We start from the raw sequence: 19,641 nt of genomic DNA, 5'->3' as shown, positions 1-19,641 counted from the left end.
GCGAGCACGATCCGCAGTGGGGTGCGCTGACTTCAGGTCGCGTCGGCGCGGGCATGGACCAGGCCGTCCCCGAGACGGCGGAAGGCCGGCGCCTGGGCCTGCTCAGTTCGCCGCGCGGTGGTCGTAGGCATCGACGGCGATGTCGGGTGCCCGAGGGGCCGCCGCCTGCACCTCGTGGTGCTCAGGTCACCGGGGACGGGAGATCAAGGCCATGAACGCCTCGAGGTGACCGGCCATGTCGATGGACTCGTCGTAGAGCCAGGCGGCCTGGATGCCCTCGATGAGGGAGGTGATCTGACGGGCGAGGACGCTCACGTCGAGGTCCGGCTTGAGCCGGCCTTCCTCGCGTTCGTGTTCGAGTTCCGCGCGGACCGAGTCGACGAACTCCGCGTCCCGGCGGCGGATGAACTCGTGCGCCGGGTGATCCGGGCTGTCGGCCTCCGCACGCAGCGTCGCATCGAGCCGGATGACGCCGCGGATCGCCTCGTGGTGGCGCATGACCTCCGGTACGGCACGCAGGAGGCCCTGCTTCTCGATGAGCGTGTGGCGCCACGGTCGCTCGATCTCCTCGCGGCGCATGAGTACGGCCTCGAGCAGCGCTTCCTTGTTCCCGAAGTGGTGCAGGAGGAGGCTGTGGCTGGTGCCGACGCTCTCCGCGATCTGCCGGATCGAGAGCCCTTGGTAGCCCTTCTCCGCGAAAGCCCGGAAGGCGGCGTCCACCAGTTCGGCGCGCTTGCGCTCACCGTTCGCGTACGGCGCGCGCTTGCCCCTGCGGGCAGGGACCTGCGTCCCGGGGCTCATCCGGCCCTCCCCTCGTGGCGTGCCCCGACGATAGCCCACCCATTTCTTTTCCACAACGGTCAAGAAAACGCGTTCAACATGTTCCATTGCGGTGAACTTTCGTTTACGGTCCTGCTCCGAGGCAGGTGCCTCAGCGGTCACCTCGAGCCAACGGCGGCTCCGGTCCAAAGGAGGATCCACATGAGTGACCCCACCCTCGCGATGAGGGCCGACGACCCCGCGAACCACGGGTCGGCGCCCCGAACTGCAGAGAACCCCGCAGGCGCTTCGGCGCCGGCGATCACGGGTTCGCCCCGCAGGATCATGGCCCTGGTCATGGTGGCGGCGGTCGGGATGTACATCATGTCCCTCACCTTGAGCACCGCGTTGTCGCTGCGCCTGGCGAGCATCGACCCGGCTTCGAAGGACGCCAGCTACAGCATGGCTGTCTCGATCAGCGCGTTCGGGCTGCTCGTCGCCGCGCCGCTGGCCGGCGCCCTGTCGGACCGGACCACCAGCCGCTTCGGCCGTCGGCGCCCCTGGATCGTCGGCTGTCTCCTCCTCGCGTTGCTGGGGTGCGCCGTGATCGGCCTGGTGTCCTCCGCTCCCGTGGTCGTCGTGGCGTACCTGATCGCCATCCTCGGCGCGCAGATCGGTTTCAACGCCTACGCCGTGATCCCCGTCGAGGGACTGCCCGAGGACAAGCGCGGCCGGGTCATGGGCGTGATGGGCATGTTCGGCGCGCTCGCCCTGTCGGCCGGCTCCTACCTGGCCGCCGCGCTGGTCGGCACCCCGCTGCTGATGATGACGGTCCCGGTGCTGCTCGCCATCGTGCTCAGCCTGCCGCTGCTGTTCCTCTACCAGGACCCGGTGAAGGTCCGCAGCGAGCTGCCCCCGCTGGACGTCAAGGCCATCGCGCGCGCCTTCGTGGTCAACCCGCGCCGGCACCCGAACTTCGCCTGGGTCTGGCTCTCGCGGTTCCTCGCGGGCATCGCGATGACGGCCATGTTCTCGTACTTCATCTACTTCATGATGGACGGCCTGCACATGCCGATCGCGGAGGCGGGCGCGAACGCGGGCACGCTCTCCCTCATCTCGGCCCCGGTCAGCGTGCTGTTCTTCACCGGCTCGGGTTGGCTGGCCGACAAGACCGGCCGCCGCAAGCCGTTGGTCGCAGTCGCCGCCGTGCTGATGGCGCTCGCCCTCGTCATCGGCGCCACGTCGACCACGTTCGCGCAGTTCATCGTCGCGTGGGTGGTCTTCGCGATCGGCCAGGCCACGTACCTGACCGCCGACCTCGCCCTCTGCGCGGCGGTCCTGCCCGACGCCCGCGACACCGGCAAGGACATGGCCGTCTTCGGCCTCGCCCTCAACATCCCCAACATCATCGTCCCCGCCGTCGCGCCGACCGTCCTCGCGCTCGGCGCGGGCCACAACTACCGGCTCCTGTGGTTCGGGGCGGCCGCCCTGTGCCTGCTGGGGAGCATCACCGTCACCTTCGTCAAGGGCGTCCGCTGAGCGGGCACCGAAAGGACACCATGAACACCACCCCCCACGCCCCCTTCCCCGACGGCTTCCACTGGGGCGTCGCCACCGCCGGCCACCAGGTCGAGGGCAACAACGTCAACAGCGACACCTGGCTCCTGGAGAACCTGCCCGGCACGATCTTCGCCGAGCCCTCCGGGGACGCGATCGACCACTACCACCGCTACCGCGAGGACATCGCGCTGCTCGCCTCCCTCGGCCTCACCAGCTACCGCTTCTCCCTGGAGTGGGCGCGGATCGAGCCCGAGGAGGGGCAGTTCTCGGCGGCGGCCCTCGCCCACTACCGCCGGGTCCTGGAGACGTGCCGGGAACACGGCCTGCGGACCGTCGTCACCTACCACCACTTCACCTCGCCCCGCTGGCTGCTCGCGGCCGGCGGCTGGGAGGACCCCGAGACGCCTGCGCGGTTCGCCCGCTACTGCAAGGTGGTGACCGAGCACCTCGGCGACCTCGTCGACGTCGCCTGCACCCTCAACGAGCCCAACCTCCCCTCCCTCCTCGCCGCGATCGGCATCGGCGGCGAGGCCCCCGAGCACCGGGCCTCGGTGCCAGTGTGGGCGGCGGCCGCCGAACGCCTCGGCATCGAGGCGCGGCGGGTGGCGCCGTTCCAGTTCACGGGCTCCGAGGCCGGCTTCGAGGTGAAGCTCGCGGCCCACCGCGCGGCCGTGGCCGCGATCAAGTCGTACCGCCCGGATCTCATGGTCGGCTGGACGCTCGCGAACTCCGACATCCACGCGGCCCCCGGTGGCGAGGAGCGGGCCGAGACGGTGCGGCGCGAGGTCAACGAGCGGTATCTGCTGGCCTCCCGAGACGACGACTTCGTCGGCATCCAGACCTACGGCCGCCATGTCTTCGACGCCGACGGACTCGCCCCCGTCCCGGCCGGCACGCCCGTGAACCAGCTCGGCGAGGAGATCTACCCGCAGGGACTGGAGGCGACCGTCCGGGAGGCGGCGGCCGTCGCCGGCGTCCCGGTCCTGGTCACCGAGAACGGCCTCGCCACCGAGGACGACACCCAGCGCCTGGAGTATCTGCGCACCGCGGTGGCCGGCGTCGCGGCGTGCCTGGCCGACGGGATCGACGTCCGCGGCTACATCGCCTGGACCGCCTTCGACAACTTCGAGTGGATCTTCGGCTACCGTCCGAAGTTCGGTCTCGTCGCCGTCGACCGCGACACCCTGGTCCGCACGCCCAAGCCGAGCGCGCACTGGCTCGGCGACACCGCGCGGACGAACGGCGCCGGGATCGTCTCGGTCACCCAGTAGGCGTAAACCGCTCCGTGCCGGGGATCGGCACTCCGGGAACCCCTCCTGACCGGGTCCCGGAGTGCCGGTCCCCTCGGTGTTGTCCCTCGCTGCCGCTCGTCCTTCACCCCCTGGAGTTCACCCATGTGCCCCCGGCACGCCCGTCTGGTCTCCCCCGACGACGACTTCGGCGGAGCCACCCCCTGCTGCGCGGAGAGGTCCGGCTGGAGACCTCGCCGGCGGGCCCGACGACCGTCCTGGGCCTCGCCCTCGGCAACGGCTGGTACCGGGGCCGGCTGACCTGGAGCGGCGGATCGGCGTCGCGCTCACCGCGACCGGTCACCTCTCGACCGCGTACCGGCTGCTGCTGCAGACCGGGAGTCCGTCGTGGCTCTACCCGGTGACCATGGGCGCCACGACGATCTGGGAGCCACCGTGCCCGAGGGCGCCGAGGCGGTGCTGCGGCTGCCGGACGCGGCGGAGGAGGCCGTCGGCGCGGGCCGGCACGAGCGCCGGGTGGCGGCCGAACGTCTGGGGTCGGCGTGAGGTGATGCCGCTTCGCCGTGCGGGTCCGCCCTCGCCTCCTGCTGTCCGCCGAGGACTGTCCGCACCCGTCCGGCCGGAGAAGGGGGGCGGCCCGCTGTGCGTGCCGCCCCCCCTTCTCCCCCCTTCCGCGTCTCCCCGCGGTCAACCGTCGGCGCGGGCCGTCACGCGCCTCAGCCGTACGGCCATGTACGCGCGACCGGGGAGGTTCACCCTGACCCGTCCCTCCGCCACGCCCGGCTGGGTCTCCACGGTCATGTTCCAGGTGTCGATGACATCGACCTTCCACCGCGAGTCCTGCGGGAGCTGGATCCATCGGAAGGTGGAGCAGCCGAGGCCGAGGTAGACGATGCGGTGGTCCTCGTCGCCGCCGCACGCGACGTTCCAGTCGGCGGAGGGCAGGGCCTCGATCCGGCCGCTGGGCACCTCGGCGGTGATGCGGGCCAGGAAGCCGATGCGCTCGGCTGACTCGCCGCGCAGCACCCCGCCCTTCGCCACCAGAGGACTTCGTCCTTGTCGTCATACGTCTCGCCGTGGTTGACGTAGCCACCGCGCACGGCGCCCTCCCAGCACCGGCGCACGAGTTCCCGCGCGCTGAGGTTGCCCCAGATCGCGTCGATGTCGCCTTCGTAGCCGCACTCGTCGATGACGACCGGCTTGCCGTACGTCTCCCGCCACTGGGTGGTGTTCTCCGCGGTCCGGTAGACGTCGACCCTCTGGATGCTGCAGTGCGTGATCCAGGGACGGGTGTGGTCGTAGAACTCCACCCCGTTGTGGATGGAGGTGAGGTGACCGACGTGGTCCTCCCGCCCGATGACCTCCGCGATCCGCTCCCAGTCCTCCTCCGTCTTGTGCGGCAGGAAGTCGTACTCGTTGGCCAGGGCGGTGCGGGCGCCCTGCTGGAGGCGGTTGCGGTCGACCACGGCCGTGAGGTTGGCCAGGCGGTAGTGAGCGGCGGTCATCGCGGCCTCCCAGTTGCTGCCCTCCTGCATCTCTCCGTCGCCGAGCACCACGATCGTGCGCCACGCCTCACCGCGCAGCTGCGCGCCGAGGGCGATACCGGTGGCCACCGGGAAGCCGTGGCCGAGGGGGCCGGTGTTGGTCTCCACGCCGGGCACCTTCAGGCGGGCGGGGTGGCCGTTGAGCGGCGACAGCGGTGCCATGAACTCGGCGAGCCGGGTGCGGGAGAAGAACCCGCAGGAGGCCAGCGCGGAGTACAGGGCGGCGGCGCAGTGGCCCTTGCTGAGGACGAACCGGTCGCGCTGGGGGTGACCGGGGTCGGTGGGGTGCAGGCGCAGGGTGCCCCACAGCGCCGTGACCAGCAGGTCGGTGACGGACAGGTCACCGCCCACGTGGCCCATGCCGGCCGACTGGATGGTGGTGAGGATGTCGCGGCGGACGGCGGTCGCGATCTCCTTCAGCTCCGCGGCGGCCTCGGCGGGCGACGCCGCGCGCAGCCGGGCGCTGCGCTGATGGTAGACGCGGGCGGCGCTGTCATCGGCCTGCAGCGGCGCTGCGGCCTCCAGGACGGTGGTCACTGGGACTCGCTTTCTGCGAGGGCGCGGAACAGCGCCCGCTTCGCGATGCGCTGCGCCTTCAGAGCGTCCTGGGCGGACTGGGCGGCAGCGAGTTCTTCCCGGTCGAGGTAGGCGAGGGCCCGGTGGAAGGCGCGCATGGTGCGGATGCCGGTGCGGGCGGCCTCGACGGGGTCCTCGCGGAAGGGGAACTGATCCAGCTGCCAGACGCCCTGCCAGCCGGCGTCGTGCAGGGCGAAGAAGAACTCGAAGGTCTCCAGCAGGTGGACCGAGCCGACGACCATGTCGTCGTCCCAGCCGCGGAAGTTGTCGTTGACGTCGATGGCGAACAGCCGGTCGCGGGCGATCGCCGTGCGGGCGGCCTCGGCCGGGGTCTCGCCTCCGTACAGGGAGTGGCCGAAGTCCAGCAGGACGCCGACGTTGTCGACCCCCATGTCCTCGATCGCCAGCAGGGTGCGCGCCACGGACGAGAACACCATGCGGTTGCGCGGCTCGCGCGGCTTGTACTCGATCGCGAACTTCAGGTCGGGGAAGGACTGCGCCAGCTCCCGCAGCGCGTCCACCGACTTGGTCCACAGGTCGCTGTAGTCGGCCTGGAAGGGGTAGTCGTAGCCGTCCTGTCCGGGCCAGATCTTGATGTAGTCGACGCCGAGTTCGCGGCCGGCCTCGGCCGAGGCCGCGACCAGGTCGATGGCCTGTCGGCACACGGCGGGATCGGGGTTGGTGAACCCGCCCTTGGCGAACGTGCCGGTGTAGATCTCGGGCGTCACCGCGATGGCCCGCAGGTTCTGCTCGGCCAGCGCGTCGCGCACCTCGGCGGTGCTGATGCCGCCGGGCGGGAACGGCCAGTTCAGGTCCAGGACCGACAGGTCACCGACCGCTCCGGCCAGCTTGATGGCGTCCAGGACGGTGCGCGGCTCGCCGTATCCGTCCGTGGCATAGCGATCGACGTAGGTCGCGAAGTGCCAGACGCCGGCACCGAAGACCGGCTCTCCCCCCGACGGCGCCTGAATGTCTATGCGTGATTGATTGGGCATGCGGCAGCTACGAACAGGCCGTCCGCAGTGTCAACCCCGACGTTCCCGACATAGGAGCGCCCGGCACGGCGACAGCGGCACCCGCTCCCCGACGGCTTGTCCTCCACCACAGGCGTGCGGGAACGGCTCCCGGCACGCGCCGGGAGCCGTTGGGGGTGAAGCTTCGGCGCCGGCGGAGCCGATGCCCCGGTCTCAGTTGCCGGCAGGGGTGATCGACGCGGTGGCCGTGGCCGGCATGTAGTCCTCGTTGCCCGAGAAGTGAACGGTGTAGCCGGATCCCGCCGCCTGGATCCAGATCAGGGGGTCGAGGATGTTCGAGCCGGCGTTGACCTCCGCGATACCGTCACCGCCGGTGGCCTTGGTGCCCAGCACACGTCCGCTCACGATACTGAACGTCAGCGGCGCGTTCTCGATCGGTTTGCCGTTCTTGTCGAGGAGCTCGGCCTTCACCGTGGTGGTCGCCTGGCCGCCGATCGTTCCCTTCACGGTGTAGGCCGTGAGCTGCGGGTACGTCTTGTCCTTGTGCGGCGGCGGCGGGAAGTTCACCTGCTGCGGGTACGCGGGGTACGGCTGCGGCGGGTACATGGGGTACTGCTGGTACGGAGGCGGCGGCGGGTACGCGGGGTACTGCTGGTACGGCTGCGGCGGATACACGGGGTACTGCTGGTACGGCTGCGGCGGGTACACGGGGTACGGCGCGTACGGCTGCTGGTTGGGCGCCGGGGGCGGGGCCGTGGGAGTGGACACCTGGGAGCTCCTGGGGGTGTGGCCATGAGGCAGCGGGGACTGTCCTCGCTGGTCGTAACCTTGGCACGAGCTATCACTCTCCGCAATTTGAACATTACTCTGCGCTACCAGTTGCCGGTGTGTGGGGCGGGCCCCAAGGCCGGTGCCGTCGCGTGGCGGGACGGCATGCCACCGGCATCCGGAGAGAGGTCGGGCTGTGAGGTCCAGGGTGAGAGCGGGGTTCTGGTTCCAGGGGAGATTGCCGAGCGCGCCGGCCGCAGGGCTTTCGTCAGGTCGTCCCGTCCGCGCCCAGGCTGAGGAACTGGATGGCCAGGTGCCCCAGACCGCCGACGCCGACCACGGCGACGCGTAGCAGGAGTCCGCGATCGCGCCGACGCCGACCCGTTGCCCGACGGACAGGACACACTGGTCCACCGCGTCGCCGACCGCCGCCACCACGCCGACCGCCTCGTGCCCGGCCACGACCGGATGTCAGTGCTTCCTGGCACGATCACGGGCATGACATCGATCGACGAGCAGCTCGCCCACTCCCGCCCGTGCATCTACCTGCTCCGACTCGATGAACTGTCCCCGGCCCAAAGGGAAACCGCCCGCCCGGCCGCCCGCACGGGCGGACTGCCCTCGCTCCCGGACGACGCCGACTGGGCCGACGGCAAAGAACCCCTCGTCCTGACCGTCGACTGCGCGGCCCTGCCGCACAACGTCCTGGACATCGAGCTGCCCACCGACGGCCACCTGCTCTTCTTCTCCGAGATCGAGTACGAACCGGAGTCCTCCGCGGTGCTCCACGTGCCCGCAGGAGCGCAGACCACCGAGCGCCCCCCGACGTACGACCTCAACGGTGAAACCGCGCATGCCAAGGTCTACGAACCGCAGACCCTCTACCCCGTCGTCGGACTGACCCTGCAGAGCGACTGGTCCTACGCCCCCGCGAGCCGCGCCTTCCTGGACGACGGCGACGACAACGAAGAAGTACTGGATCAGTTCGAGGAGACTGTCCTCGAACTGGCCGCCGGAGGCGCCGAGCACGGCGTGTGCGTCCAGCTCGGCGGCTTTCTCCCACCCTTACGACATGGCCCCCGACGAAGGTGACCTCGTCCTCTTCGCCCAGATCGCCGGCCAAGCGATCGACTACGACGTCTACACCCTGAACCTGATCACAGGTACCAGGCAGGACATCGCCGCGCGCCGCTACACCGCATTGGAATACACGCAGCAGTGCTGATCAGAAAAAGGGCTGTCCGCCAGGACCGAGGAACACCGGTGCAACGGCACCGGGGGGAAGCCGCGGCAGAGACCGTGCCTGACCGGGAGGCGGCGAGGGCGGGGGCAGGAACCCGGTCGACTGCTTCTGGCCGCCTGCGGACAGCCCGCTTCATGAAAGCGCCAGGCTGATCCGACGGAACCACGGCAGTCGTGACAGGGGTGTGCCGACTTCAATCTCCGCAGGCCCCTCGATCACCTGATCGTCGTCGGCTCGCCACGTCCCCGGTGGGACGACCACCCTTCTCGACGTGGCTCCTCGTGTGACCACAGGCGCGGCCAGAATGTCCGGGCCGGGCAGGAACTGGTCGGTGACACAGGCGTAGCCGTGACCGGGGTGGTAGAACTCGAGCGGCCGGACGATGGGATCACCGGTACGGGCCGACTTCTCGGCCAGGGCGACGATCTCTGGTCCCAGGCGTTCGTGCAGCCGGGCCGCCTCGCGGCAGTGTGCGAGGTGTCCTTTCGATCCCTTGCGTATCGGTAACCCTGCTGCTCCAGGCTGGCCAGGTCTTCCTGATCCGGCACGCGAGGAGGTCAGGTGAGCCAGCGACTGGTGGCGTGTTGGTCGGGAGGCCGGACCGGCGCGCCCGTGCAGCGGGTGGCCGCACGGGCGTTCGGCAAGCGCTTCGCCGGGTCCTCCATCGGTTCCGAGAGCGAACTGGGCGGTTTCGTCTGTGTGCTGCCGGTGAACGCCGGCCGGACGTTCGCGGTCGTCCGGTCCCAGGACGGCCGGCCCCTGGTCCAGGTCACCAAGGACATGAGCCAGGGCCCGTACCCCGACCCGAAGAACCTGCCGATGGCCGCGCCCTCGCACAGCCACGAGGCCGGTCACCTCCAGCTTGTACCGGCCGCCCTCACCGGTCTGCGCCTTCAGCGGCACCCGGGGAGGGCGGAGGGGCGGGGAGCGCCCGTAGTGCAGCTCGGGCTAGCGAACGGTGATGCTGCCCACGAGTTCGACGTCGGTGGCGGAACGGCCCACGTAGACGGGCACCTTGCCGGTGGGCGTCGTCCACTTGCCCGCCGACTCGTCCCAGTACGACAGCAGACGCCGGGTGACAGTGACGCTCACCTTGCGGTGCCGGCCCGGTTCGAGGGCCACCTTGGCGAATCCGGCGAGCGTCCGCGCGGGCGTGTCCACCTTGGTGGGCAGATGACCGATGTACACCTGGACCACCTCCGAGCCGGTCCGGTGCCCGGTGTTGCGGACCTCCACACTGACCTCGGCGGCCTCGTCACCGCGGCCCAGGCTGGTGACCCGGACCTTGTCATGGCTGAACGTGGTGTACGACAGGCCGTGCCCGAACGGGAACAGCGGCTCGGCGCCGTGCTTGTCGTACCACTTGTATCCGACGTAGATGCCCTCGTCGTACACGATCGTGCCGTAGGCGCTCTCGCTCTTGCCGCCCGTGTAGGTGGACGGTCCCTGCCGCTCGTCGGCGGGGAAGGTGACCGGGAGCCGGCCGCCCGGGTCGGCGTCGCCGTACAGGACGTTGGTGATGGCGGTGCCGGTCGCGGCGCCCTGGTACCAGGACTGGAGCACGCCCTTCACCCGGTCGAGCCAGGGCATGAGCATCGGCCCGGAGGTGTTGAGGACCACCACCGTGTTGGGGTTGGCCGCGGCGACCGCCTCGATCAGTTCGTCCTGGTCGCCGGGCAGGGACAGGTCGTCGCGGTCGATGCCCTCGCCGGAGTAGTTGTTCACGAAGACGACGGCCACCTCGGCCTTCTTCGCGGTGGCGACGGCGGCCGGGATCAGGGAGTCCGGCTGCCAGCCGAGCTTCAGGCCGGGGCCGTTGAAGCCGACGTCCTTCGTGGTGTACTCCACCGTGACGTCGACCGGCCGGCCGGCCGTGAGCCGCAGCACACCGCCGATGGCCCACTGCTTCGGGCCGATGAAGGAACGCCACAGCCAGCGCGAGTCGTCGAACACGGTGGTGCCGTCGACGACCAGCTTCGCGGCGCCGGACAGCAGGCCGGTGAAGCGCACCAGGCCGGTGGTGGGCGGGGTGATCCGGCCGGTCCAGCGGGCCGACCACTTCGACGGCAGTCCGTCGACCGGGGCGCTGCCCTGGAAGTCGACGTCGGTCACCGTCTGCGCGATCAGCGGGTCGCCGGCGAAGTCCTCGCCGGAGAAGAACTCCGCGTGCAGGCCGGCCGCGCCGCCCGGCGTGGTGAACACATCGCCGGGGACCACGGGCAGCGGTATGTCGCCGAGGGTGCCCTGGGAGAACAGCACCCGGGAGGCGCCCGCCTTGGCGGTGATGGCCTCCAGCGCCGTGGTGAAGTCACCCGGGTCGACGTAGGAGGAGCCCTCGACGCCGGTCATGGCGTCCTCACCGGCCGGGCCGATCACGGCGACCGTGGTCTTTCTCGCCAGCGGCAGCAGCCCGCCCTCGTTCTTCAGCAGCACGGTCGCCTGCTCGCCGGTCTCACGGGCGAGCTCCTGGTGCGCGTCGCTGGTGGCCACGTCGGCCGGCTTCCCGGGCAGCGGGTTGTCGTAGGCGCCGGAGGCGAACAGGGCGTAGAGGATGCGGCGGGCCGCGTCCCGGGTACGGCTCTCGGGGATCCGCCCGTCGGTGAAGGCCGCCTTCGGCAGGTCGGGGATGAGCGCGCCGGAGTCGACGCCGGCGTTGATCTCCTCGACCCGGTCGCCCCAGGGGTAGAAGTCGGTGCCGAGGTAGCCCTTCAGCCCGAGGTCGTCCTTGAGGGCGCTGATGAGGTGCGCGTTCTGGCACGCGTACACACCGTTGACCATGGGGTAGGAGCCCATGACCGACAGGGCCCCGCCCTCCCGGATGGCGTGCTCGAACGCCGGGAAGTACACCTCGCGCAGTGCCCGCTCCGACACCTTCACGTCGAGGGAGTTGCGTCCCTCTTCCTGGTTGTAGGCGGTGAAGTGCTTGAGCTGGGCTATGACGTCGTTCTTCTGGAAGCCCTTCGCGACCGCGGCGCCGATGACCCCGCTGAGCAGGGGGTCCTCGCCGTAGCTCTCGGCCTCGCGGCCGGTGCGCGGGTTGCGGTCGATGTCGATGGTCGGTCCGAGCAGGACGTTCCAGCCCTTGGCGCGGGCCTCGGCGCCGATGGCGGTGCCGTAACGCTCGGCGAGTTCGGCGTCGAAGGTGGCGGCGAGTGCGTTCGGCGCCGGGAAGGCGGTCACCTGGGTGTCGCCCCGCAGACCGCCCGAGGCGTCCACCCGGGTCATGGCGGGGATGCCGAGGTGCGCCAGCGGCGCGTACTCGGCGGGGTCGACGGCGGTGACGAGGACGATCTGCTCGTCCGCGGTCATGGCGTCCAGCAGCGCGGCGGCGCGGCGGGCCGCGGACTGGCGCTGGTCCAGCCAGGGCTGGTCGGCCGACGCCGTGTCCCGCGGGGCGGCGGCGGCCGGGGTGGGAAGTCCGGCCGTGGCGACCGCGGCCCCTCCCACCGCGGCGACGGATACGGCGACGACCTCGCGTCGGGTAAGTCCTCCGGATCGATGCACGTCACATCCTCCTTGATGCGAAAGCGGTTTGCTGGGCGGCGCGGAGACGCGGCCCGTGCATTTCCATGAGCGGCTTGAACCTTGGAGGAGAGGCGGTGGCAGGACGGGGTCAGGCACGTCCCGCCGCCGCCCCACGTTTTTCGTCCCCCCGGGCTGCCCGGGTCAGGAGGCGGGACAGCCCGGGGGGAGACTCGTGGGCCGGCGAGGCAGCCGCTCCCGGTCCGGCGGGTCGGGCCGGGTGCGGGAGCGCGCTGTCAGGCGGCGGTGCGGTCGAGGTCGCCGGTGACGAGGCGGTGCTCACCGGGCCCCACCGTGAGGGGCGCGCGACCGGGCAGTTCGACGACGCCCTGGCAGCCGCTGGGGACGGCGACGTCGACGGTCAGTCCGGCCGGTGTCTGCTCCCAGGACACCGCGGCGGTGCCGTAGGGGGTTTCGTGGCGGGCCTTCGCCCAGGTGATGCCGCCGCCGGGGCGGGGGCGGAAGGTGATGGTGCGGTAGCCGGGCGAGGCGGGCGCGATACCGGCGACGACCCGGTGCATCCAGTCGGCGACGGCGCCGAGGGCGTAGTGGTTGAAGGAGGTCATACCGCCCGGGTTGAGGCTGCCGTCGGGGCGCATGCTGTCCCAGCGCTCCCAGATGGTGGTCGCGCCCATGGTGACGGAGTAGAGCCAGGACGGGCAGTCGGTCTGGGTGAGCAGCCGGTACGCCACGTCGACGTGCCCGGTGTCGGTCAGCGCGTCGCAGATCAGGGGCGTGCCGACGAACCCGGTGGCGATCCGCCCGTCGTCCTCCAGGACCAGCTCCGCCAGACGGTCACCGGCGAGCCGCCGCTGCCGGTCGTCCTCGAGCAGTCCGAAGGACAGGGCGACGGCGTACGCGGTCGGCGCGTCGCTGGTCATCCGGCCGTCGGCACCGACGTAGCGGGCGCGGAAGGCCGCGGAGACCTCGTCGGCGAGGCGGCCGTAGTGCCGGGCGGCCGGTTCGTCGCCCAGCTCGCGGGCGGCGAACTCCACATGCCGGGCCGACCAGGCGAAGTAGGCGGTGGCCACCAGGTAGCGGTCGGTGCGGCCGGCCGCCGGGTCGTCCGGCGGAGCGATCGGGTCCAGCCAGTCCCCGAGCTGGTCCCCGGTGTCCCACAGACGGCTCTCGCCGGCCAGACGTTCCATCAGGTCGACCCAGGAACGGGCCATCGGGTGGTGGCGGCGCAGCAGTTCGAGGTCGCCGAAGCGCTGGTAGAGCACCCAGGGGGTGAGGGCGGCGACGTCACCCCAGGCGGCGCCGGGCCTGATGGGGGTCCAGATCGGGCCGCCGGGGATGACGGGCACGTACCAGGGGACGGTGCCGTCGGGCAGTTGTTCCACGCCGACGTCGGTGAGCCAGGAGTCGAGCATGCCGGCGCAGTCGTAGAGGAAGCTCGCGGTGGGGGCGAAGACCTGGATGTCGCCGGTCCAGCCGAGGCGTTCGTCGCGCTGCGGGCAGTCGGTGGGGAGGTCGACGAAGTTGCCGCGCATGCTCCAGACGACGTTCTCGTGCAGCCGGTTGACCAGTGGGTCGCTGCACTCGAACCAGCCGGTACGGAGCATGTCGGTGTGGTGGACCCGGGCGACGACCGCGTCCTCGGCGAGTTCCCCGGGCCAGCCGTCGATCTCGGCGTAGCGGAAGCCGTGCACGGTGAAGCGGGGCTCCCAGGTCTGACGGCCGGAACCGTCGAGGACGTAGGTGTCGATGGAGACGGCCTCGCGCAGTGGCCGGGTGGCGAGTTCGCCGTCCTCGAGGACCTCGGCGTGGCGCAGGGTCACGGTGGTGGCGGCCGGTCCGTCGACGGTGATCCGCAGGCGTCCGACGAGGTTCTGGCCGAAGTCGAGGAGGTGGCGTCCGTCGGGCTTCGTGGTGACGGCGACGGGGGCGATCTCCTGGGTGCAGCGCACCGGCGGGCCCTGCGGGGCGACCAGGGTGCGCGGGTCGCGGACGCCGGTCGCGACGGCCGACCAGGCCGCGTCGTCGCGGCCCGGACGCCCGGGGCGGGACCAGTCCCGGTCGTGGAGACGGCGGTCGAAGGTCTCCCCCTCGTACAGTCCGGTGAAGAGGAGGGGGCCGGTGGCCGCCTGCCAGGTGGGGTCGGTGGCGACCGTGTCGGTGGTGCCGTCCTCGTAGGTGACCTCCAGCTGGGCGATGAGGGACTGGTCGCCGCCGAAGAGGTTGCGGTAGCCGCCGTCGAAGCCGATCCGCCCGCGGTACCAGCCGTCGGCGAGCCAGGCGCCCATGGTGTTGGCGCCCTCGGTGAGGTGGCCGGTGACGTCGTAGGTGTAGTAGCGCAGCCGCTCGCCGTAGACGGTCCAGCCCGGGGAGAGGACGTCGTCGCCGACCCGACGGCCGTTGATCTCGGCCTCGTACAGGCCGTGCGCGGTGGCGTACAGGCGGGCCCTCACCGGCCGGCCGGTGAGGGTGAAGTCCTTGCGGACGAGTGCGGGGCGCCGGTCGGTGTCGGGGTCCTCGGGCCAGGCGGGACCGACCGGGACGGCGGTCCAGTCGTGGGCCAGCAGCAGTCCGGCCTCGACGGTGGCGGCGTCGCTCCACGCCGAGGGTTCGCTTTCGCCGTCGGTCCAGACCCGCACCCGCACGGCGGCCCGCTCCCGGGAGGCGAGAGGCCGCGCGGGCCAGGCGACGAGGCGGGAGGAGGTGCCGGGGACGCGGCCGGTGCGGTGGACGGAGCCGGCGCGGTCGACTTCGATCTCGTAGGCGTCCTGGGAAACGCATCCGTCGGGAAGTCGCCAGGTCAGGCGGGGCTCGGCAACGCCGATACCGAGACCGTCGCGCAAGTGTTCGAACGTGATCGGGGCAGGCTGAAGGGACACTGCTGGGGGGACCTTCCTGGAAAAGCGGGAGCGGGCAGCCGGTGGCGTGGAGTGGGGTCAGCCCTTGACAGCGCCCGAGGTCAGGCCCTTCATGACCTTCTGGTTGAGGAACAGGTAGATCACGAGGGTGCCGAAGACGTTGATGCAGATCGCCGCGAACAGCGGGCCGTACTGGGTGGCGCCGAAGTCTCCGGTGAAGTTGAGCAGGCCGACCTGGATGGTGCGCAGGTCCTGGTTGTTGGTGAAGGTCAGCGCGATCAGCAGGTCGTTCCAGATGAAGAAGAACTGCACCAGGCCGACGGTGAGGATGGCGTTGCGGACCATGGGGACGCTGATGGTCCAGAAGGAGCGCAGGATGCCGGCGCCGTCCAGGGCGGCGGCCTCGAAGAGTTCCCTGGGCACGGTCTTGTAGTAGGTGGCCATCATGAAGACCGTCAGCGGCAGGCCGGTGCCGGTGTAGGTGAGGACGAGCGGCCACAGGGTGCCGGACAGGCCGGTCTGGAAGTACACGGTGAACAGCGGCAGGAGGATCATCTGCGGCGGGATCATCATGCCGGCCAGGAAGATCAGCAGGGTGAGGCTGCGGCCCTTCCAGACCATCACCTGGAGCGCGAATCCGGCCGCTGTTCCCAGCAGGAGGATCAGGGCGAGCGCCGGCAGGACGGCGAGCAGGCTGTTCTGGATGTACAGGCCGATGTTGCCGGTGGTCCAGGCTTCGGTGTAGTTGCCCCATTCCCAGGTGGTGGGCAGGCTCCAGGTGGAGTTGTTCAGGTAGTCGCTGTTGGACTTCAGCGACGTGAGGAACATCCACACCAGGGGGTAGATCTCGACGATCAGCAGCAGCGTGACGACGATCCTGACCCAGATCCGGGCGGAGCGGCGGCGCGAGGGCACGAGGGGGGACGCGGGCCGTCGGCCCTGGCGGGCGCCGGTGGTCTTCGAGGGCGTGTCGATGGCCATGGGGATCAGCCCTTCGTGAGGTCGCGCCGCGAGACACGGAAGACGACCAGCGTCACCATGAGGCAGACGACGGTCAGCAGCAGCGCGATGGAGCTGCCGTAGCCGTAGTCGCTGTAGGTGAACGACGTCTGGAACATGTACAGGGTGAGCGGTGTCGTGGCGTTGCCGGGGCCGCCGTTGGTGAGAGCGACGATGGAGTCGAAGACCTTGAGCGTGCCGTTGATGCTGAAGATCAGGGACGACATCAGTACGGGGAAGGACATCGGCAGCACGATGTGCCGGATGAGGCGCAGGCCGGAGGCGCCGTCGAGCCGTGCGGACTCCAGGACCTCCTCGGGGATGTCGACCAGGCCGGCGAAGAGCAGGACGGCGTAGAAGCCCATCGAGCGCCAGATGTCCATGATGACGAGGACCCAGAAGGCGTGGCCCGCGCTGCTGAACCAGTCGATGGAGTCCAGGCCGACCGCGTTCAGGAGGGAGTTGACCGGTCCGGTCTGCGGGGCCACCTGGAAGAACTTCTGGAACAGGAGGCCGACCGCGACCGTGGGCAGGACCACCGGGAAGAAGACCAGCGTCCGGATGAGCGCTGACGCTTTCCTCAGGAAGAAGACGTAGAGCAGCGCCAGCAGGTAGCCCACGACGACCTGGCCGACGCTGACGACCACGGCGTACTTCGCGGTGAACCACAGGGCCTCACGCACGGCGGGGTCGGTGAACAGCCGCTGGAAGTTGCCCAGGCCGTCGCCGGTGAACCCTTCGATGGTGTTGCCCTTGGTGAACGAGTACCCCAACGACCACACCATGGGGACGAGCATGATCAGTGAGTAGACGAGCAGCGCCGGGCCCAGAAGGATCAGGGTCGCCCTGCGGTCGCCGAGTACGCGGTGCATGTGGGAAGTCCGGTTTCTAGAGATGCCTGCTGGGGGACGGCGGCTGCCCGGCGGGGACAGGGGCCCGCCGGGCAGCCGGCCGCGTCACTGGCTGTCGAGGGCGTCTTGGACCAGTTGCATGAACTTCTCCGCGCTGACACCGCCGCTGACCAGGCCGGCGGCGTTGGTCTGGCTGACGGTGGTGGCCTTGGTGCTGAACAGGGCCTCGAACCACAGGACGTTCTGCTTCGAGGCGCTGATGGTGTCGCGGACCTGGGTGGTCACCTCGTTGGCGTCCTCGACTTCGGTGTTGACCTTGAAGCCGGAGATGGTGCCGCTGTCCTTCAGCGCGGTGCTGCCGTAGTTCTTGGCGATGCAGGAGACCCAGGCGCCGGTGTTCTTGTCGAAGGTCTTCTCGCCGAGGGCGATACCGAGGCCGACGTTGGAGGGGTACTGGTCGATCGAGCCCTTGCCGCCCGTGACCGCGGGGAACGGCATGAAGCCGATGTTCTCCGCGCCGACGGTGTTCTGCTTCTCGTCGGCGATGTTCGCGAGCGCCCAGCTGCCCATGTAGAGCATGCCTGCCTTGCCGGTGAGGAACTGGTTCAGCGAGGTGTCGTAGTCGATCGAGCCGACGCCCTTGCCGAAGTAGCCCTTCTTCCCGAGGTCGGCGACCTGCTGGGCAGCCTTGACGTACTCGGGGTCGGTGAGCTCGGCCTTGCCCTCCGCGACGTCCTCGAGGGCGTCGGGGCCGAGGCTGCGGTAGAGATAGCCACTGACCAGACGGGTGATCGGCCAGCCCTGCTGGCCGGAGGCGGAGAACGGCTGGATGCCCTTGGCCTCCAGCTTCGCCGCCGCGGCGACGAGTTCGTCCCAGGTGCCGGGGACACTCAGCCCGTTGTCGGTGAAGATCTTCTTGTTGTAGAAGATCCCCTCGATGTTGTACTCGTAGGGCAGTACCTCGACCTTGCCGCCGTAGAGCGCCTTGATGGTGGAAACCGCCGCGGGCTCCAGCTGGTCGTAGACCCCCAGGTCCTGCAACTGCTTCTCCAGGTCCGCGACCTGGCCCGACTGCGCGAGCTTCTGGGTGAGTGCCGGCGCGTTGCCCGCGGCGAACTGCACCGGCAGGGCGTCCTGGCCGGCGAGCAGCTGGAGCTTCTGGTCCAGGCTGGACTGCGGGACCGTCTCCACCTTCAAAGGCTGGGCATCGTTCTCCGTCTTGCACGCCCCCTTGGAGAGGGTCGTCAGATTCGACTTCACCGTCGTGTTCTCGGTGACGCTCAGGTAGCCGAAGTTCTTCGAGGAGGTCGCGGAAGCCCCGCCCGTGCCGCCGCAAGCGGAGACAAATACGGCTATCGCGGCCGCACCGGCGGTCAGCCCCATGGTGCGGGCCCTCCGCGAACGGAAAGAGTCAGTGGTCACAGCATGGCTCCCAGTCATCGTTGAAACGGAGGCCCGTGGCACTAGCCAGGCCAGGCGACCCGAACGCGATTTTGTAAAACGTTATTCAAACCGAACGCGCACCACACTGCACTCCCGGGGGATCGCCGTCAAGACACGCAGCGGTAACATCAACGACAGCTGATCAACGCTGGCGCCTGGCCCAGCTCATCGCGAAAACCGTTGGATTCATCAAGGACCGAGCGAGGGGGCACGGCATGGGGCAGGACGTCCGGAGGCAGAAGCGGGTCACGATCACGGACGTGGCACAGCACGCGGGCGTGTCCACCACGGCCGTGTCCAAGGTTCTCCGCAATGCCTACGGAGTGAGCGGCGCGATGCAGGAGAAGGTGCGCGCCTCGATCGCCGAGCTCGGATACCGCCCGCATGCGGCGGCCCGAGGTATGCGGGGTCGGACCTACACGATCGGTGTGCTGCTGGACAGCATCCGCAACACGTTCTTCGCGGACATCCTCGACGGCATCCATCAGGCACTCCAGGACAGTGAGTACACCATCCTGATCGGCGCTGCGGGCTTCGGCGCCGCGTCCCAGAGCAAGACCACCCAGTCCATGATCGACCGGCAGATGGACGGGCTCATCCTCGTCGCTCCCGGGACCCCTCGCGCGGAGGTCCTGGCGATCGCGGAGTCGACGCCGACGGTCGTCATCGGGCATCACGACCAGTCCCCTCTGCACGACTCCGTCGTCGACGCCGACGGAGTCGGCGCCGGACTGGTGGTGGATCACCTGGTCTCGCTCGGGCATCGCAGCATCGCCCTCGTCGCCTCGCCCGGCAGCCAGGCCAGCAAGTGGCGGCACACACCGGAGATCGTCCTGGCCGGCGGATACACCGAGGCGATGGAACGTCACGGCCTGGCGGAGCACGCGCGCATCTCCCGCTCCGCGTACACCGACGAAGGGGGCTACAAGGCCGGAATGAGCCTCCTGACCAGCGAGAATCCACCTACCGCCATCATGGCGGGAGCAGACGTGGTCGCCCTCGGCGTCTGGCGTGCGGCCCATGAGCTGGGGCTCGGGATTCCCGGTGACCTGTCCCTCGCCGGCTACAACAACACAGCTCTCGCCGACCTCGCCACCGTCCAGCTCACCAGCGTCGACCAAGCCGGCCTCGACATGGGCGGTACGGCAGCGCGCCTGCTCATCGAACGGGTGGAAGGCAAACGGGACCACGCGGTGCAGACCACGATGACCCCGCGCCTCGTCGTACGGCACACCACTTCCGCGCCGAACGCCGGGTAGGACCGCGACGTCGAGCGGCCCGGCCCTGGGCGGGCTGCGACGCGCACGTCCGGAAGCCTCCCGCCACGCAACCTCCC

At 70.0% G+C, this 19,641-nt stretch carries 17 protein-coding genes and 3 pseudogenes; 8 read left to right on the top strand and 12 right to left on the bottom strand.

What is annotated here, in order from left to right; genetic code table 11:
* Window positions 1–186: 186 nt before the first annotated feature.
* The gene (locus ACIP67_RS22065) at window positions 187–801 is read right to left on the bottom strand and encodes a TetR/AcrR family transcriptional regulator (RefSeq protein WP_401693866.1); all 615 of its coding nucleotides are present in this window, start codon (window positions 799–801) and stop codon (window positions 187–189) included.
* Window positions 802–981: 180 nt separating this feature from the next.
* Here ACIP67_RS22065 and ACIP67_RS22060 point away from each other — a divergent pair, with 180 nt between their 5' ends.
* From ACIP67_RS22060 to ACIP67_RS22045, 4 genes and pseudogenes are all read left to right on the top strand, one after another.
* Window positions 982–2,298: an MFS transporter gene (locus ACIP67_RS22060; RefSeq protein ID WP_401693864.1), complete on the top strand. Its 1,317-nt coding sequence runs from the start codon at window positions 982–984 to the stop codon at window positions 2,296–2,298.
* A 20-nt stretch (window positions 2,299–2,318) separates the two neighbouring features.
* Window positions 2,319–3,590 carry a glycoside hydrolase family 1 protein gene (locus ACIP67_RS22055; RefSeq protein WP_401693862.1) on the top strand — a complete coding sequence of 424 codons (1,272 nt, stop codon included), beginning with the start codon at window positions 2,319–2,321 and terminating at the stop codon, window positions 3,588–3,590.
* A gap of 301 nt (window positions 3,591–3,891) precedes the next feature.
* Window positions 3,892–3,999 (top strand): annotated as a pseudogene (locus ACIP67_RS22050) (hypothetical protein); the annotation flags it as partial.
* Window positions 3,957–4,115: a hypothetical protein gene (locus ACIP67_RS22045; protein ID WP_401693860.1), complete on the top strand. Its 159-nt coding sequence runs from the start codon at window positions 3,957–3,959 to the stop codon at window positions 4,113–4,115. The pseudogene ACIP67_RS22050 and the gene ACIP67_RS22045, both read left to right, overlap by 43 nt.
* 141 nt (window positions 4,116–4,256) lie before the next feature.
* On the opposite strand, the gene ACIP67_RS22040 is transcribed toward ACIP67_RS22045, so the two are convergent.
* The 5 genes and pseudogenes from ACIP67_RS22040 to ACIP67_RS22020 form a co-directional block, all read right to left on the bottom strand.
* Entirely contained in the window at window positions 4,257–4,463 is a 207-nt protein-coding gene (locus tag ACIP67_RS22040; RefSeq protein WP_401694077.1) for a DUF5605 domain-containing protein, read from the bottom strand.
* The gene (locus tag ACIP67_RS22035) at window positions 4,367–5,650 is read right to left on the bottom strand and encodes a 1-deoxy-D-xylulose-5-phosphate synthase N-terminal domain-containing protein (protein ID WP_401693858.1); all 1,284 of its coding nucleotides are present in this window, start codon (window positions 5,648–5,650) and stop codon (window positions 4,367–4,369) included. The genes ACIP67_RS22040 and ACIP67_RS22035 overlap by 97 nt, the downstream gene beginning before the upstream one ends.
* A complete protein-coding gene (locus ACIP67_RS22030) occupies window positions 5,647–6,684 on the bottom strand; it encodes a sugar phosphate isomerase/epimerase family protein (protein ID WP_401693856.1) in 1,038 nt (345 codons plus the stop codon). The genes ACIP67_RS22035 and ACIP67_RS22030 overlap by 4 nt, the downstream gene beginning before the upstream one ends.
* A gap of 192 nt (window positions 6,685–6,876) precedes the next feature.
* Entirely contained in the window at window positions 6,877–7,431 is a 555-nt protein-coding gene (locus tag ACIP67_RS22025; RefSeq protein WP_401694091.1) for an Ig-like domain-containing protein, read from the bottom strand.
* A gap of 357 nt (window positions 7,432–7,788) precedes the next feature.
* Window positions 7,789–7,893, bottom strand: a pseudogene (locus tag ACIP67_RS22020) (NAD(P)-dependent alcohol dehydrogenase); the annotation flags it as partial.
* A 36-nt stretch (window positions 7,894–7,929) separates the two neighbouring features.
* On the opposite strand from ACIP67_RS22020, the gene ACIP67_RS22015 reads away from it, so the two are divergent.
* Window positions 7,930–8,523, top strand: a complete 594-nt coding sequence (locus ACIP67_RS22015) for a DUF1963 domain-containing protein (RefSeq protein ID WP_401693854.1) — start codon at window positions 7,930–7,932, stop codon at window positions 8,521–8,523.
* A complete protein-coding gene (locus tag ACIP67_RS22010) occupies window positions 8,504–8,656 on the top strand; it encodes a hypothetical protein (RefSeq protein WP_401693852.1) in 153 nt (50 codons plus the stop codon). The genes ACIP67_RS22015 and ACIP67_RS22010 overlap by 20 nt, the downstream gene beginning before the upstream one ends.
* A 150-nt stretch (window positions 8,657–8,806) precedes the next feature.
* Here ACIP67_RS22010 and ACIP67_RS22005 read toward each other — a convergent pair whose 3' ends face one another.
* Window positions 8,807–9,058, bottom strand: coding sequence for a hypothetical protein (locus ACIP67_RS22005; RefSeq protein ID WP_401694075.1), 252 nt, complete (start codon window positions 9,056–9,058; stop codon window positions 8,807–8,809).
* A 177-nt stretch (window positions 9,059–9,235) separates the two neighbouring features.
* Between ACIP67_RS22005 and ACIP67_RS22000 the strand changes: the two are divergent.
* Window positions 9,236–9,478: pseudogene (locus tag ACIP67_RS22000) on the top strand (actin cross-linking domain-containing toxin); the annotation flags it as partial.
* A gap of 144 nt (window positions 9,479–9,622) precedes the next feature.
* Here the strand turns inward: ACIP67_RS22000 and ACIP67_RS21995 are convergent.
* The 5 genes from ACIP67_RS21995 to ACIP67_RS21975 all read right to left on the bottom strand — a co-directional run bounded on the left by ACIP67_RS21995 (window position 9,623) and on the right by ACIP67_RS21975 (window position 18,284).
* On the bottom strand, window positions 9,623–12,178 hold the full coding sequence (locus ACIP67_RS21995; protein ID WP_401693850.1) for a glycoside hydrolase family 3 C-terminal domain-containing protein: 2,556 nt from the start codon (window positions 12,176–12,178) through the stop codon (window positions 9,623–9,625).
* A 254-nt stretch (window positions 12,179–12,432) separates the two neighbouring features.
* Window positions 12,433–14,997: a family 78 glycoside hydrolase catalytic domain gene (locus tag ACIP67_RS21990; RefSeq protein ID WP_401693848.1), complete on the bottom strand. Its 2,565-nt coding sequence runs from the start codon at window positions 14,995–14,997 to the stop codon at window positions 12,433–12,435.
* Window positions 14,998–15,090: 93 nt separating this feature from the next.
* Complete coding sequence (locus tag ACIP67_RS21985) at window positions 15,091–15,993, bottom strand: carbohydrate ABC transporter permease (protein ID WP_401693846.1); 903 nt, start codon at window positions 15,991–15,993, stop codon at window positions 15,091–15,093.
* 5 nt (window positions 15,994–15,998) lie between these two features.
* Entirely contained in the window at window positions 15,999–16,883 is an 885-nt protein-coding gene (locus ACIP67_RS21980) for a carbohydrate ABC transporter permease (RefSeq protein ID WP_401693843.1), read from the bottom strand.
* A gap of 84 nt (window positions 16,884–16,967) precedes the next feature.
* A complete protein-coding gene (locus tag ACIP67_RS21975) occupies window positions 16,968–18,284 on the bottom strand; it encodes an ABC transporter substrate-binding protein (protein WP_401693841.1) in 1,317 nt (438 codons plus the stop codon).
* 281 nt (window positions 18,285–18,565) lie between these two features.
* Here ACIP67_RS21975 and ACIP67_RS21970 point away from each other — a divergent pair, with 281 nt between their 5' ends.
* Entirely contained in the window at window positions 18,566–19,564 is a 999-nt protein-coding gene (locus ACIP67_RS21970) for a LacI family DNA-binding transcriptional regulator (RefSeq protein WP_401693839.1), read from the top strand.
* The last annotated feature ends 77 nt before the right edge of the window (window positions 19,565–19,641 follow it).

This window comes from Streptomyces sp. NPDC088812, assembly GCF_044750285.1.
Classification (GTDB): domain Bacteria; phylum Actinomycetota; class Actinomycetes; order Streptomycetales; family Streptomycetaceae; genus Streptomyces.
Note: the sequence above shows the minus strand (reverse complement) of the source record. Positions and strands in the feature narration are given on the sequence as shown.

Excerpts from the sequence above, each read along its gene's own strand:
- ACIP67_RS21985 (WP_401693846.1), bottom strand. The coding sequence starts at position 15,993 with ATGGCCATCGACACGCCCTCGAAGACCACCGGCGCCCGCCAGGGCCGA.
- ACIP67_RS21980 (WP_401693843.1), bottom strand. The coding sequence starts at position 16,883 with ATGCACCGCGTACTCGGCGACCGCAGGGCGACCCTGATCCTTCTGGGC.
- ACIP67_RS22055 (WP_401693862.1), top strand. The coding sequence starts at position 2,319 with ATGAACACCACCCCCCACGCCCCCTTCCCCGACGGCTTCCACTGGGGC.
- ACIP67_RS22065 (WP_401693866.1), bottom strand. The coding sequence starts at position 801 with ATGAGCCCCGGGACGCAGGTCCCTGCCCGCAGGGGCAAGCGCGCGCCG.
- ACIP67_RS22060 (WP_401693864.1), top strand. The coding sequence starts at position 982 with ATGAGTGACCCCACCCTCGCGATGAGGGCCGACGACCCCGCGAACCAC.
- ACIP67_RS22015 (WP_401693854.1), top strand. The coding sequence starts at position 7,930 with ATGACATCGATCGACGAGCAGCTCGCCCACTCCCGCCCGTGCATCTAC.
- ACIP67_RS22010 (WP_401693852.1), top strand. The coding sequence starts at position 8,504 with ATGGCCCCCGACGAAGGTGACCTCGTCCTCTTCGCCCAGATCGCCGGC.
- ACIP67_RS22030 (WP_401693856.1), bottom strand. The coding sequence starts at position 6,684 with ATGCCCAATCAATCACGCATAGACATTCAGGCGCCGTCGGGGGGAGAG.